Here is a 13,014-nt window from a genome sequence, read left to right on the forward strand (position 1 = left end):
ATAATCTTCATACATAAAACAAAAACGTGACATCCTATTAAATACGCTATACTAATCATTGAAAGGAGGTCTTTATCATGTCCATTAATTTTCATGATGAAAATAATAAGTACACATATGCAACAAGAAACGCTCATATTTCTTGGGCTGAAATGGTAAAAAACATTACAGAAATACAAAACAAGCAAATAATTGATATCGGCTGTGGTGGTGGGATTTATACGAAAGAACTCGCTCTTATGGGAGCCAATAATGTTGTGGGACTTGATTTTTCAAAAGAAATATTACAAGCTGCAAAAGAAAATTGTAACAACTTTTCAAACATTTCATTCATCCACGGTGATGCACATAATATCCCATACCCTAATGAAACATTCGACATAGTTATTTCGCGTGCAGTTATTCATCATTTACAAGACATTCCTACATTTTTACGTGAAGCTTCTCGTATATTAAATAAAAACGGTGTACTTATTTTACAAGATCGAACAATTGAAGATTGTACAATTCCAGGAAATCCCGAACACATTCGCGGATATTTTTTCTCTCTATTTCCAAAACTTATTGAAATAGAGTCAAAAAGACGTCCAAAAACCAACACTATACAGACAGAATTACAAAAACATTCTCTTCATGTACTTCCCACACAAACACAATGGGAAATACGAAAAATACATGATTCTGTAGAAGCATTATTGCAAGATTTATCTCCTCGAACAGGTCGATCCATTCTATATGAGTTAACAGATGATGAACTTTCTCAACTTCTACAACATATACAGACCGCATTACAAAACGTCTCTCCTATTATTGAAAGAGATCGATGGACAATTTGGAGCGCTATGAAGTTGTAAGGAAGGAAGCCTCACAAAATAATGTGAGGCTTCCTTTCTTTCATAATCTAATTTTGCAACACTCTTGATATCCTCCACTTCTGGCCTGTGCACTTCCACACTTCGGACATACTAAATATCTAGACTGATTTGTCAACAAACTACCTTTTTGAAAGAGTAAAACTTCTGCTTGTTTAAACGAACGCGAATAATATAACCACATAAAACCAATTATAGCAATAATGCCAAATAATACTCCCATCGCAAGCATTTCAGTCACCTCTTTTGGTTTGTTCTTTCCAGCAAGTGGATTGTTGTATTATTCTCTATAAATTCAAACAATCCCTTCTTCACTCCTATAAATATCAATTTTCTCTATAAAATTTACAATTCTCCGCAAATTTTCACTCCCATTTTACAATTCATCATTTCCTTTACAACAACGAATATCACTTTCGATATTTCCGTATATAAATATATCTTTCCAAAAACATATTGACTTTCTAAAAAAAACATGCAACAATACTGTCAGAATACTTGAATAAAAATTCATTGACGAGAACGAGTACGTTATAGAACTGTTCCCCAGAGAGTTGGCGATTTGCTGAAAGCCAACGTTCAGTGCGTAACCGAAAATCATCTCCGAGAAGTAGAACCGAATGTTACAGTAAGTTCTTACCGGCCGTCCCCCGTTACAAGGAACACGTATCATGTTGTACGTTGCAAAGCCGTATACATATAGATTTATTTCTACATGTGTAAATTAGGGTGGTATCGCGGGTAAATATAACTCGTCCCTTTCTTTAGGGACGAGTTTTTTGTGTTCTTACAAATGAATTTAAAAAAGGAGGAAAAACAATGAACACTGTATCAAAAAAACATATTTTTTTCACGGGTCTTATGCTATTTTCTTTATTTTTTGGGGCAGGTAATTTAATTTTCCCTCCCATGCTTGGCCAAAATGCAGGTGAAAACTTTTGGCCAGCAATGATTGGATTTTTACTAACAGGAGTTGGCTTACCACTACTAACTGTTATCGCAATTTCTCTATCTGGAAATGGAATGCAGCAACTTGCAAGTCATGTTCATCCATTATTCGGAATTTTCTTTACAGTAATTGTATACATTGCTATCGGTCCATCTATGGGCATCCCACGTGTTGCAAATGTCGCTTATGAAATGGGTGTTAGTTCTTTCTTACCAGAAACAATCCGCTCTAGCAGCCTAGTGCTATTTGTATATACAATCATCTTCTTTACTATCGTATTTTGGCTGAGTTTGAATCCATCTAAACTTGTTGATCGTATTGGAAATGTATTAACACCTATTTTATTACTCTCTATTTTCTTATTGTTTGTTAAAAGTGTATTTACACCACTTGGGCAATCAGGACCAGCAATGCAAGAGTATCAAACTTCTCCAATCTTCAAAGGCTTTATGGAAGGCTACTTAACAATGGACACTATTTCAGCACTTGCATTCGGAATTATCGTTGTAAATGCAATTCGCTCTAAAGGTGTGAATGATCGTAAGTCCATTGCCATCGCCACAGCAAAAGCAGGGCTTATTGCCGCTACAGGGCTCGTACTTGTATACGGTGCACTCGGCTGGCTTGGGGCAACTAGCGTCTCGCTCGGATATGCAAAAAATGGCGGACAGCTACTTACTGTTATCGTACAACAATTATTCGGTCCATACGGTTTGCTCCTATTATCTCTTATCGTTACACTCGCTTGTTTAACGACATGCGTTGGACTCGTATCTGCGTGCAGCCAATATTTTTCAACATTATTGACTACATTTTCATACAAAACGTTCGCGAGTATCATTTGCGCATTAGGATTACTAGTTGCCAACTTAGGTTTAACGAAAATTATCGCAATCTCTGTTCCAATTCTACTTGTTGTGTATCCAATTGCGATTGTACTCGTACTACTATCATTACTTCATAAATACTTCGGTGGATATCGCTCTGTTTATGTAGGTGCTTTAATTGGAGCAGCTGTAGTGAGCGTATTTGATGGATTAAAACAAGGTGGTATTTCAGTTTCATTTATCACACCATATTTTGAATTTATCCCTTTATATAATGAAGGAATCGGCTGGCTAATACCAGCATTAGCAGGAGCTCTTATTGGTCTTGCAATGGCTAAATTAAGCGGTACGAAAAAAGTTCCATTAGTAACCGAATCTCACGAAGTAAAAGCCTCCTAAAAAAACTCCCAAAAGGGAGTTTTTTTACATTTGATACGCAGTATGATTAAAACTGCTTATTTTATAAGCCTTCGTATAATATTCAATATTCGTATCAACTGTTTCTACCTTGACAACATCATAGTGCTCTTCTTGCTTTACTAAAAATAAATAGTATTCCTCTGTAGCCTCAATAATCGCAATTTTATCTGTTTCAACATTATATTGTTCACAAAGCGCTTGTAATGCGTTCACATAATCCCCTAATTTTTTAGACTTATCCATTCCGAATATAGTTTGAACTAACATATACATTCTCCCCTTTATATGTACTGTTAACACCTCAATGATAACGCTTACATTTTTTATCTTCAATAAAAACATTCAATAGTTTTAACGCCAAATCTATATTGTATCGAGCCAATAATCAGCGAGGAATTCCCCGCCAATTAAAGTTTCACTTTATCCCGCATTAACTGCCCGTAAAAGCCCGATTGGTGAGGGCTGATAATCAGTGGGGGAGGAACAACCTCCCCACTGATTAAAGTTTCACTTTATCACTTCGTTAATTGATGCCTAAATGCATAAATAACCGCCTGAGTACGGTCACTTACATTCAATTTATTTAATATATTACTCACATGTGTCTTTACCGTTTTCAGTGCAATAAATAACTCGTCCGCAATCTCTTGATTACTTTTTCCCTCTGCGATTAATAACAAAATCTCAAACTCTCTTTCCGTTAAATCATCATGCAAAGGTTGCTCTTTCTTTTGACGCATACGGGACATCATTTTCCCGGTAACTTTCGGCTCTAATACTGTTTCTCCATCATAAGTAGCTCGTACAGCATCAGCAATATCACTTGCTCTTGATGTTTTTAATAAGTAACTGGTCGCCCCAGCCTCAATAACAGGATACAATTTTTCGTCATCTAAAAAGCTTGTTACAACTACAATTTTTGCTTCTGGCCATTCTTGAATAATAGCACGTGTTGCTTCGACACCGTCCATCTCATCCATAACAAGGTCCATTAAAATAATATCCGGCCTTAATTGCAATGCTAATTCTGATCCTTTTCTTCCATTCTCAGCTTCCCCTACTACTTCAATATCTGGCTGTGTAGATAAATATGCCGATACACCCATACGAACCATTTCATGATCATCGACAAGCAATACTTTTATCATACTTCTCCTCCTCTCTCAATCATAATCGGTACTTTTACTTCTATTTGTGTACCTTTGGCCGGGAAACTAAGTACCTTGAGTGTCCCACCAATTTCATGAACACGCTCTTGTATCGATCTTAGGCCATATGAACCAGCCTTATTAACCCCTACTTCAAACCCAACGCCGTCATCAATGATTTTTAAAATCGCATATTGATCAATTTTTCGAAGGCGCACTTCTGTTTTCTTTGCCTTCGCGTGTCGCAACGTGTTTGATAGCGCTTCTTGCACAATACGGAATAAATGATCTTCTACACCTTTTTTTAATTCTATTGGCTCAATAAGCCATTCAATTTTCATATGTTGTTTTCGCGATAATTCCGTTAATAATTCCTCTATACCTTCTGTCAGTTTCTTACCTTCCAATTGTACAGGACGTAAATGAAGGAGCAATGCTCTCATTTCTGATTGAGCATTTACAACCATATTTTCAACAAGTTGCAATTGTTTTTTTGTCACATCTGGAAATTCAGTTATTTGTTCATTAATCGCTGACATCATCATCGACATTGCGAAAAGCTGCTGACTTACTGAATCATGCAACTCCCTTGCTAAACGATGCCTTTCTTGAGAAATCGCTTCTTGTCTCATCTCTTCATTCCAATGAGCTCGTTCATTCGTTACTTTTTGAAAGAGTCCAGCTTGCTCCTCTAATCGACGAGCCAGAACGATTACTTTTCGTTCCACTTCATGAAATTCATCATCTGCAGTAAACGAAACATCGCTCGGAAAATTCCCTCGCTCTACTTCAAATAGAAACGTATTTAATCCTTGTATACGCTGCTCTATATAGTAACCGATTGCATATCCTACAATTCCCCCGATAAGTAAACTTGTAGTCATAATAAACAAGCCAATTGGAACAGAAGCGATGGATTCCTTCCATAATAAATCATACACTTGTTGCTCGCTTTTCCATACATATACAATTGTACAAATGAGTGCGATACTAACAGAGGACAACATAGAATAACGAATATACATCCACGAAATATTTTTTTGTTTCTTCATTATACTTTCCTCACTTCCGTGTCGCCTACGACAAGCGAAGAAATAATTTTAATACGTCGTGGAGCCTCTTTATACTGCTCTGTTCTAAATGTAACATTGCGGTTAAACCCTGTCTCTTCATGACCTGGCAAGAGCACACGCCCGACAATAACAGAATGATTTAAAGAAAGTTCAATATCATATGGCACATATAAACGAATATTACCAACGACACCTCGAATAACAATTACCGTTTCCCCTTCTGGAATCATAGCAGTTGTTAAATCTATTTCCACATCACAAGCACCATATTGAACATTAATATCCTCAAGTTCATAAATATGATCCATCATTCGCACATTGCCTACAAACATATTTTTCAAATATGGTTCTGTACGATATATTTGCTTCTCTTCGTCTATCATCCCTTTTTCTTTAATTTCAACCTTCATTGCTTTTTGCTGATGCCCTTGTTGAATCAATTGATAACCAATTAAAGCTAAACAAGCAAATACGACAAGAACAAATGCTGCTGATGAAAATAAGAAGAATAAAAATACGATACCACCAACAAATAAAAATACATTTCCCCGTACATAACGATTCTTTTTACGATAATGCCTTCCAAACATAAGCATAATAAATGCAAAAATGAGACCACCTGGTTCAAAATGTCCAAGTATCATATCAAGAAAAAGACCGAACCCAAATATGATGAGGAGCATCCCCATTAATTGTGTCTTTGAAAAATGTTTCTTCATTTCAGCTCCCCCCTTCTTGTCACATATACATAGAAGAAAAGGCATTGCTTTCCAACACCTTTTCTCCTATCACTATATCATAAGCCTGTTTTATAATATACTACTATTATTTTGTTAACTCTTTCGTTAACGATACATCATTCTTTTCTTTCATTTCACGCTCAAGTTTTGCAATTTTCATATCAAATGTGTCACGCTCATGCTCTTCATTCATACGAGTTTCTAATTCACGAATATGATCTTCAATCTCTTCAAATCGTAAGAATGGATTATTTTCATCCATTTTATGCATCGCAGTATTCATACGACGATTTGCATGTGCCATATTTTCACGTGCCATTAGTTCCATACGCTTTGCGTGCATTTCTTTTAATTTATTTTTCATTTCAGAAAGACGACGCTCTAACTCATCAATTTGCTCTACAACACCTGCATACATTTCTTCTAATCGAGTTACTTGCCCTTCATAATAAGCTACCTCTTCTAACGCACGTTCGTGCAATTGTAATTCACCTGCTTCTTGAGCAATGATAGCTTGCTTTGATCTTTTATTAACGAAATAACGTGCTTGCTCAAGCTCACGAGCAAAGTTAGATTTTAATGTTTTATGACGCTCAATTAACTTCTCAATTTTTGTTATTTCACGCTCACTATCACGTAAATATTGGTTTAACATCGCAATTGGATTTTTTCTTTCCTTCTCATCTAACACGTTATGAAAATCAGCTAAAATTGCATCGCGTACACGTCCGAATAAAGATTGTTTCATTATAAATCTTCCTCTCTTCTACTTTAATTATAATTTGATTTATTGTTTTAGTTTTTCATTAATTTGTTCCACTCATCTTCAAAGTTGCTATATGATTTAGAACTTTCTGGAGCAGATTCAACAACTACATCTTTTTCTTTTTTCCACTCACGGTATCCGTAGTATAAAACCACTAAAGCAGCGATACCGATTAATGCTGGCGAATGAGAAAGTGCAATGGATAAACCGATTAAACCAACAATACCCCAAGCTAACTTTCCAAAAAATGATTTAGCTCGCACAAATGATTTATAGCTCCAATATACAACTCCTGCTCCGATTGCGAATCCTACAATACCAGCAAGACTACCAAGAGCAATTAAAGCCAAAATACCGGCTGCGATAAACGCTAGAAATTGTTTCATCTTGTGCTTGCCTCCCTTCGATTTGATACTCTTATCTTAACTATTTTTTCATCTTTCCATAACGAGCTTAAGAACCGTTTTCTACTCAGACTTAAGACCGAGTCATATTCAGCCCTTTACGCAAAAAACGTGCAGAGTCTATTCTCTGCACGTTTTTTAATTACTAACATTCATATTAAATTAAGCAGTTTTATGATACTCTTTTTTCTTAGCTACTTTCGAAAACCTTGGAAACCCAATTAAAATAGAAACAATCCCACATACTCCAACTAAAATTGGATAAAATGCATACGGTAACAATTCAACTGGAGATAACGCTGCAAATCCTGCTGCCGTTAACATTTGGGCACCGTACGGAATTAATCCTTGCACACAACATGAGAAAAGATCTAATACACTCGCTGATTTACGAGGGTCTATTTCATATTGATCTGCAATATTTTTTGCAAGCGGGCCTGTAAAAATAATTGAAATCGTATTATTCGCTGTACACATATTCGTCATACTCACTAAACCAGCAATACCAAATTCCGCTCCTTTTTTCGAACGAATATTACGTGTTAATACATTCATTAAATATTGAATACCACCATTATATTGGATTAATTCAACCATACCGCCAATTAATATAGCAAGTAATACTAACTCCATCATACCGCCCATTCCAGTCGTTACACTTTTAAAGAAACTTTCTAACGTGTAACTTCCATCTATAAGACCGATAACACCAGATAGTACAGTTCCACCAGTTAATACAATAAGTACATTCCAGCCAAGTAGCGCTGTAATCAGTACTCCTGCGTACGGTAAAATCTTTATCCAATCAAAGCTATGTGCTTTAATTTGCGTGTCACTTCCTGAAGTAACTATTACTAATAGCACAATTGTAATAATAGCCGCTGGTAACACAATTAAAAAGTTCGTTTTAAACTTATCTTTCATTTCTGTTCCTTGTGAACGAACAGCTGCGATTGTTGTATCTGAAATAAATGATAAATTATCACCAAACATCGCTCCGCCAACAACAGTAGCCATTGCAAGCGCAATTGAGATATCAGTTTGACCACTAATACCTACAGCAATCGGCGCTAATGCTGCAATTGTTCCCATTGAAGTTCCCATCGCTAATGAAATAAATGCCCCAATAACAAAGATTCCAGCTACGATAAATCCTGGCGGTAAAATAGTTAATGCTAAATTAACAGTTGAGTCTACTCCGCCCATTCCTTTAGCAGTTTCAGAAAATGCACCTGCAAGCACAAAAATTAATACCATAATCATAATATCCGGATTTCCTGCACCTTTAGCGAACCGCTCTACTTTCACATTAAAACTTTCTTGACGATTCATCATTAAAGCGACTCCTACAGCAATTGAGATCGCTACAAGTATCGGCAATTTATAGAAATCACCTGTAATAATTCCAGAACCAATAAATAGCGCCAAAAATATCCCAAGTGGTAATAAAGCTAAACCATTTCCTCTCGTTTCTTTCAAAGTATCATCTCTCCCTAGTTTCAACCTTTTTCTAATGAATAACAAAAGACCTCTTCCGATGAGAAGAGGTCTTATACATCTATAAGAAACACTCTTCTCATCTTTCAAGCACACGCTTGCTGGATTTGGCACAGCACTCTGAAATCGAGTCCGCTGCCGAGGCATCGTAGGGCCAGTCCCTCCGCCTCTCTTTATAAGAAGGTTTCATATTTATTTTTTAATAATAATTTCTTTCCTAACTTTACTCGCTTACAAAACAAAAGTCAATTATTTTTTGTATAGATTTTTTTGGTAATTATACAAAAATTCGAATACAACAATCATTTTAACTTTTCTATTTCTTCTTTCAACATTGAAATCCAATAAAATTCATTATTTTTTATTGTTGCTAATATCCATTTCGTAGTGTACCAAGCTAACTCATACTCTTCCTTCGTGACATCACCACTTTTATAAGCATCCTCTAGCTCCTCTTCATCTAATACATACACCTTACCGCTAGGTAATAATACTACATCTAAATATAAATCATCAAAATACGGTAAACCACGATCGTCTATTTTATATTCTTTCGCCACATCGATATAATATTGCACTAATTTTTTCTGATCATCTAACATAGCGGTAATCGCAAAGTTTTTCCCGTCTATGAAATATTGAATCCACGTATACTGATCCGCTGCAATACAAAGTTCTTCACCATCATATTCTTTACAACTAGGCTCTCTCACCTTTTTTATATCCAGTATTCCGAGCATTCCCTCTTCCACTTGCTTAACCGTATAACTCTTTTCTATTAGCCTCTTCCACGAAGAACCGTCACCATATTTACGTTTCATTATGTCTGCTCCTCTTCTATATACAGAAAAGCTCCCACATATTATGTGAGAGCTTGTTCATATTATAATTAAGCCGCTTGACCCTTTTCAGAAATCTCTTTTAAATAAGCTTGTCCTTTTTCAGCGTCATATTGACCTTCCCACTTAGACATAACTACAGCTGCTAAAGAGTTTCCTACAACGTTAACTGCTGTACGAGCCATATCTAAAATACGGTCAATACCAGCAATGAACGCTAAGCCTTCAGGTGGAATACCTACTGTACCAAGTGTCGCTAATAATACAACGAATGATACGCCCGGTACACCTGCGATACCTTTTGATGTAACCATTAATACAAGCAATAATGTAATTTGTTGTGTAATAGATAAATCAATACCGTACATTTGTGCTAAGAAAAGAGCCGCAATTGCTTGATATAAAGTTGATCCATCTAAGTTAAATGAATAACCTGTCGGAATAACGAAAGATGTAATTGCTTTCGGACAACCGAATTTCTCCATTTTCTCCATGATTTTTGGTAAAACTGTTTCTGAGCTTGCTGTAGAATACGCTAAGATCAGCTCGTCTTTTAAAATCTTAAAGAATTGGAAAATGTTGATTCCAAATATTTTCGCTGTAAGTCCTAAGACAACTACGACGAAGAAGATCATTGCTCCATATACGACAATTAGTAATTTCCCTAATGGAATTAATGAAGCAAGACCAAATGTAGAAACTGTAACACCAATTAGTGCAAACACACCAAATGGTGCAAATTTCATAACTTGGTTTGTTACGTAAAACATTGCGTCAGCTACACCTTGGAAAAATTGAAGAACTGGTCTTCCTCTTTCACCAATTGCTGCTACACCTAAACCAAATAATACAGAGAAGAAGATAATAGCAAGCATATCTCCGTCAGCTAACGACTTCATAATGTTCGTTGGAACAATATTTACAAATGTATCTGCAAATGAATGACTTTGTACTTGTTCTGTCGTATGTGTATATTTCGAAATATCTGTCTTTGTTAACTGCTCCATATTTACGCCTTTTCCTGGTTGGAAAATATTCGCTATTAATAGACCAACAATAATTGCAATTGTTGTAATAATTTCAAAGTAAAGAATTGTTTTTCCGCCTAGTCGACCTAGTTTTTTAACATCGCCAACACCAGCAACCCCAACAACAATACTTGCTACAACAATCGGTACAACGATCATTTTAATTAATCGGATGAAAATATCACCAATTGGTTGTAAGTACTTCACAACAGCTGGATTATCAAAGAAAATCGCCCCAACCGCAATACCAAGCGCAAGCCCTATTAATATTTGCCATGCAAGTCCTATTCTTTTCATATTTGTTGTAACCCCCTCTTCGATGTGTCACTCTATCTCTCATTCTATCTCTATAAAACTAAGAAATTAAGAGTATTACATATTATTCGACAATTCACTACATTTTGTCCCTGTTAAAAATCATAAATCAAAAATTTAAATCTGACAACAAAATAACTTTGCCCGAACATAAATAATTTTCTTGACAAAAAGCAGACCCATGTCAGAAAACCTAACATGAGAACGATTCCTCACTAGTGTTTTATTAGCTTTCCAAGTAATATTTCACCTCATAAAAACGATTACTTTCCTCCTTCATTTTACAGATGAATCCTAAAATTTACCTTTATGTGCATATGAATAAAATGTAAGCATTATGACAATTACAGTTGAAAAATGATAAATTCCGACAAAACTTAGCAATTTTATAAAATTTTCTTTACATTATGATTACAACGATAGACACCCTTCTTCTTATGATATATAACATTCATAGAGAAAGGAGTCAGACAACTATGAAAAAGAAATTTGCAGCGTTTAGTGTTTTAGCAGCAGGAACGATTTTTGCTTCCCCGTTACTTTCACCCGTATACGCTGAAACAAATCAAGATAAATTATCTAACATTCAATCTGAATTAGAAGGCAAACAAAGTGACTTACAAAATAAATCAGTCGAGAAAGAACAAATAGAAAAAGAAATTCAAGAATTACAGAAGAAAATTGATGAATTAACTACTTCTATTAATAAAAACGAAGCTGAATTAAACGATACAAAAAAAGAAATTAGCAAAACTCAACAAGTAATTGCTGACAAAAAGAAACATATAGAACAATTACAAACAAACATAGATACACGTCAGGAAGTTATTAAACAACGATTACAATCTATGCAAGAAAAACCTCGTACAAATATCATTACAGAGGTACTAACAAATTCTTCAAATATTGCCGATCTTGTTGATAATATGTACTCCGTAAGTTTAATATTAAACAACGATACAGATATTGTAAAAAAACAAACATCTGATCAAAATGCTGTAACGTCAGAAAAAGAGGCTGTTGAGAAAAAAGAACAACAACTGAAAGAATCTGAGCAAAAACTAGAACAAAAACAGCAAGAATTACAAAATAACCAACAACAGCAACAAACTCTTATTAACGATCTACATACGAAAGTAGCAAAAGTAGATTCAGAGATTGAAGGATTAGAAGAATCCAAAGGCATTTTAGAAAATCAACGTCAAGCTGTTCAAAAAGCAATTGAAGAAGAAAAACGGGCCGAAGAAGCTCGTAAAGCGGAAGAAGCTCGCCAGGCAGAAGAGGCTCGCAAACAACAAGCTACTAAATCTGCTCAAGCAACTCAAGCGGCCCCAACACCACATGATACAAATATCGGTGGCTTTATCAAACCAGCAGCTGGATCAAAAACTTCCGGATTTGGTGTACGTTCTTTAGATAACCATAAAGGAATTGACATCGCTGCTTCGGGAACGGTTCCAATTATCGCCGCTGCAGATGGCGTTGTTATTCGTTCAGAATTATCATCTAGTTACGGAAACGTAGTGTATTTATCTCACCGTATAAACGGAAAAACATATACGACAGTATATGCTCATATGAATAGCCGTTCTGTATCGAATGGACAAACTGTAAAACAAGGCGATCAGCTTGGATTTATGGGGAACACGGGCCAATCATACGGACAACATTTACACTTCGAACTTCATCTTGGAGAATGGAATGTCGGCAAGACAAACGCAGTTGACCCATCTCCTTATATCGGATTATAAAAAACCTCGGTGCCTACCGAGGTTTTTTATTTACACTTCACACAATATAGGCATTCTACATAGACTATAACTAAATGCCTATAGTTTACGGGGTGATCAATATGAATACGCAATTACAACAAAAAATAGAAGAAGCTAGAGAGACGTATATTGGCCGGATATTTACATTTGGCGGCTCAGTATTATTTTTAATCGGTTCATTCCTTGCAGTCACTACAGCCTATAAAGCATATAATCGTTTATTACACTCATCAACATCCACATAAAAAAAGACGGGAGATTGGTCATCTCCCTGTCAAGTAGACAGAAATAAAAAGAGTATTATGCCACGGCCTTTTCCCGATATTCTATCGGGGAAAGGCCGTGAAGTTTTTCTTGGAATCTT

Annotated in this window: 14 protein-coding genes, 1 riboswitch and 1 other annotated feature; of the genes, 4 read left to right on the plus strand and 10 right to left on the minus strand. The window is 35.7% G+C overall.

The annotated features are described in order from the left end of the window. Window positions 1-77 precede the first annotated feature (77 nt). Window positions 78-854: a class I SAM-dependent methyltransferase gene (locus ES895_RS24090; protein ID WP_000026284.1), complete on the plus strand. Its 777-nt coding sequence runs from the start codon at window positions 78-80 to the stop codon at window positions 852-854. Window positions 855-894: 40 nt separating this feature from the next. Here the strand turns inward: ES895_RS24090 and ES895_RS24095 are convergent, their stop codons facing one another. After that, the gene (locus ES895_RS24095; protein ID WP_000880630.1) at window positions 895-1,104 is read right to left on the minus strand and encodes a hypothetical protein; all 210 of its coding nucleotides are present in this window, start codon (window positions 1,102-1,104) and stop codon (window positions 895-897) included. Window positions 1,105-1,376: 272 nt separating this feature from the next. Further along, window positions 1,377-1,635 (plus strand) — a binding site (T-box leader). 56 nt (window positions 1,636-1,691) lie between these two features. Between ES895_RS24095 and brnQ3 the strand changes: the two genes are divergently transcribed. After that, complete coding sequence (gene brnQ3, locus ES895_RS24100) at window positions 1,692-3,047, plus strand: branched-chain amino acid transport system II carrier protein BrnQ3 (RefSeq protein WP_001099140.1); 1,356 nt, start codon at window positions 1,692-1,694, stop codon at window positions 3,045-3,047. 24 nt (window positions 3,048-3,071) lie between these two features. On the opposite strand, the gene ES895_RS24105 is transcribed toward brnQ3, so the two are convergent. The 9 genes from ES895_RS24105 to gltP form a co-directional block, all read right to left on the minus strand. Next, complete coding sequence (locus ES895_RS24105) at window positions 3,072-3,410, minus strand: DUF3922 domain-containing protein (protein ID WP_135238707.1); 339 nt, start codon at window positions 3,408-3,410, stop codon at window positions 3,072-3,074. Between the two features lie 173 nt (window positions 3,411-3,583). Then, a complete protein-coding gene (locus tag ES895_RS24110; RefSeq protein ID WP_000598707.1) occupies window positions 3,584-4,216 on the minus strand; it encodes a response regulator in 633 nt (210 codons plus the stop codon). After that, entirely contained in the window at window positions 4,213-5,268 is a 1,056-nt protein-coding gene (locus tag ES895_RS24115; RefSeq protein WP_000744325.1) for a sensor histidine kinase, read from the minus strand. The genes ES895_RS24110 and ES895_RS24115 overlap by 4 nt, the downstream gene beginning before the upstream one ends. Beyond that, entirely contained in the window at window positions 5,268-6,008 is a 741-nt protein-coding gene (gene liaF, locus ES895_RS24120; RefSeq protein WP_000716096.1) for a cell wall-active antibiotics response protein LiaF, read from the minus strand. The genes ES895_RS24115 and liaF overlap by 1 nt, the downstream gene beginning before the upstream one ends. 106 nt (window positions 6,009-6,114) lie before the next feature. Then, window positions 6,115-6,777, minus strand: coding sequence for a PspA/IM30 family protein (locus tag ES895_RS24125; protein WP_000814130.1), 663 nt, complete (start codon window positions 6,775-6,777; stop codon window positions 6,115-6,117). A gap of 47 nt (window positions 6,778-6,824) precedes the next feature. Further along, window positions 6,825-7,181 (minus strand): lmo0954 family membrane protein, encoded by a 357-nt coding sequence (locus ES895_RS24130; protein ID WP_000808641.1) that lies wholly within the window; start codon window positions 7,179-7,181, stop codon window positions 6,825-6,827. Window positions 7,182-7,361: 180 nt separating this feature from the next. Next, on the minus strand, window positions 7,362-8,678 hold the full coding sequence (locus ES895_RS24135) for a Na+/H+ antiporter NhaC family protein (RefSeq protein WP_000665487.1): 1,317 nt from the start codon (window positions 8,676-8,678) through the stop codon (window positions 7,362-7,364). Window positions 8,679-8,772: 94 nt separating this feature from the next. After that, window positions 8,773-8,878: riboswitch (SAM riboswitch) on the minus strand. A 120-nt stretch (window positions 8,879-8,998) separates the two neighbouring features. Beyond that, window positions 8,999-9,517, minus strand: a complete 519-nt coding sequence (locus ES895_RS24140; RefSeq protein WP_000824661.1) for a ribonuclease FAU-1 family protein — start codon at window positions 9,515-9,517, stop codon at window positions 8,999-9,001. A 68-nt stretch (window positions 9,518-9,585) separates the two neighbouring features. Next, on the minus strand, window positions 9,586-10,860 hold the full coding sequence (gene gltP / locus ES895_RS24145; protein ID WP_000821131.1) for a glutamate/aspartate:proton symporter GltP: 1,275 nt from the start codon (window positions 10,858-10,860) through the stop codon (window positions 9,586-9,588). Window positions 10,861-11,354: 494 nt separating this feature from the next. Here gltP and ES895_RS24150 point away from each other — a divergent pair, with 494 nt between their 5' ends. Both ES895_RS24150 and ES895_RS29480 read left to right on the plus strand, forming a co-directional pair. Then, complete coding sequence (locus ES895_RS24150) at window positions 11,355-12,629, plus strand: murein hydrolase activator EnvC family protein (protein WP_000726079.1); 1,275 nt, start codon at window positions 11,355-11,357, stop codon at window positions 12,627-12,629. Window positions 12,630-12,730: 101 nt separating this feature from the next. Continuing rightward, entirely contained in the window at window positions 12,731-12,895 is a 165-nt protein-coding gene (locus ES895_RS29480) for a hypothetical protein (RefSeq protein WP_001096002.1), read from the plus strand. Window positions 12,896-13,014: the final 119 nt, after the last annotated feature.

It is taken from the genome of Bacillus sp. 007/AIA-02/001, from assembly GCF_004634455.1.
Lineage (GTDB): Bacteria > Bacillota > Bacilli > Bacillales > Bacillaceae_G > Bacillus_A > Bacillus_A cereus.

What these genes read in the sequence shown, in the direction of transcription:
- ES895_RS24090 (WP_000026284.1), top strand. Translation starts at nt 78, where the DNA reads ATGTCCATTAATTTTCATGATGAAAATAATAAGTACACATATGCAACA.
- ES895_RS24095 (WP_000880630.1), bottom strand. Translation starts at nt 1,104, where the DNA reads ATGCTTGCGATGGGAGTATTATTTGGCATTATTGCTATAATTGGTTTT.
- brnQ3 (WP_001099140.1), top strand. Translation starts at nt 1,692, where the DNA reads ATGAACACTGTATCAAAAAAACATATTTTTTTCACGGGTCTTATGCTA.
- ES895_RS24105 (WP_135238707.1), bottom strand. Translation starts at nt 3,410, where the DNA reads ATGTTTTTATTGAAGATAAAAAATGTAAGCGTTATCATTGAGGTGTTA.
- ES895_RS24110 (WP_000598707.1), bottom strand. Translation starts at nt 4,216, where the DNA reads ATGATAAAAGTATTGCTTGTCGATGATCATGAAATGGTTCGTATGGGT.
- ES895_RS24115 (WP_000744325.1), bottom strand. Translation starts at nt 5,268, where the DNA reads ATGAAGAAACAAAAAAATATTTCGTGGATGTATATTCGTTATTCTATG.
- liaF (WP_000716096.1), bottom strand. Translation starts at nt 6,008, where the DNA reads ATGAAGAAACATTTTTCAAAGACACAATTAATGGGGATGCTCCTCATC.
- ES895_RS24125 (WP_000814130.1), bottom strand. Translation starts at nt 6,777, where the DNA reads ATGAAACAATCTTTATTCGGACGTGTACGCGATGCAATTTTAGCTGAT.
- ES895_RS24130 (WP_000808641.1), bottom strand. Translation starts at nt 7,181, where the DNA reads ATGAAACAATTTCTAGCGTTTATCGCAGCCGGTATTTTGGCTTTAATT.
- ES895_RS24140 (WP_000824661.1), bottom strand. Translation starts at nt 9,517, where the DNA reads ATGAAACGTAAATATGGTGACGGTTCTTCGTGGAAGAGGCTAATAGAA.
- gltP (WP_000821131.1), bottom strand. Translation starts at nt 10,860, where the DNA reads ATGAAAAGAATAGGACTTGCATGGCAAATATTAATAGGGCTTGCGCTT.
- ES895_RS24150 (WP_000726079.1), top strand. Translation starts at nt 11,355, where the DNA reads ATGAAAAAGAAATTTGCAGCGTTTAGTGTTTTAGCAGCAGGAACGATT.
- ES895_RS29480 (WP_001096002.1), top strand. Translation starts at nt 12,731, where the DNA reads ATGAATACGCAATTACAACAAAAAATAGAAGAAGCTAGAGAGACGTAT.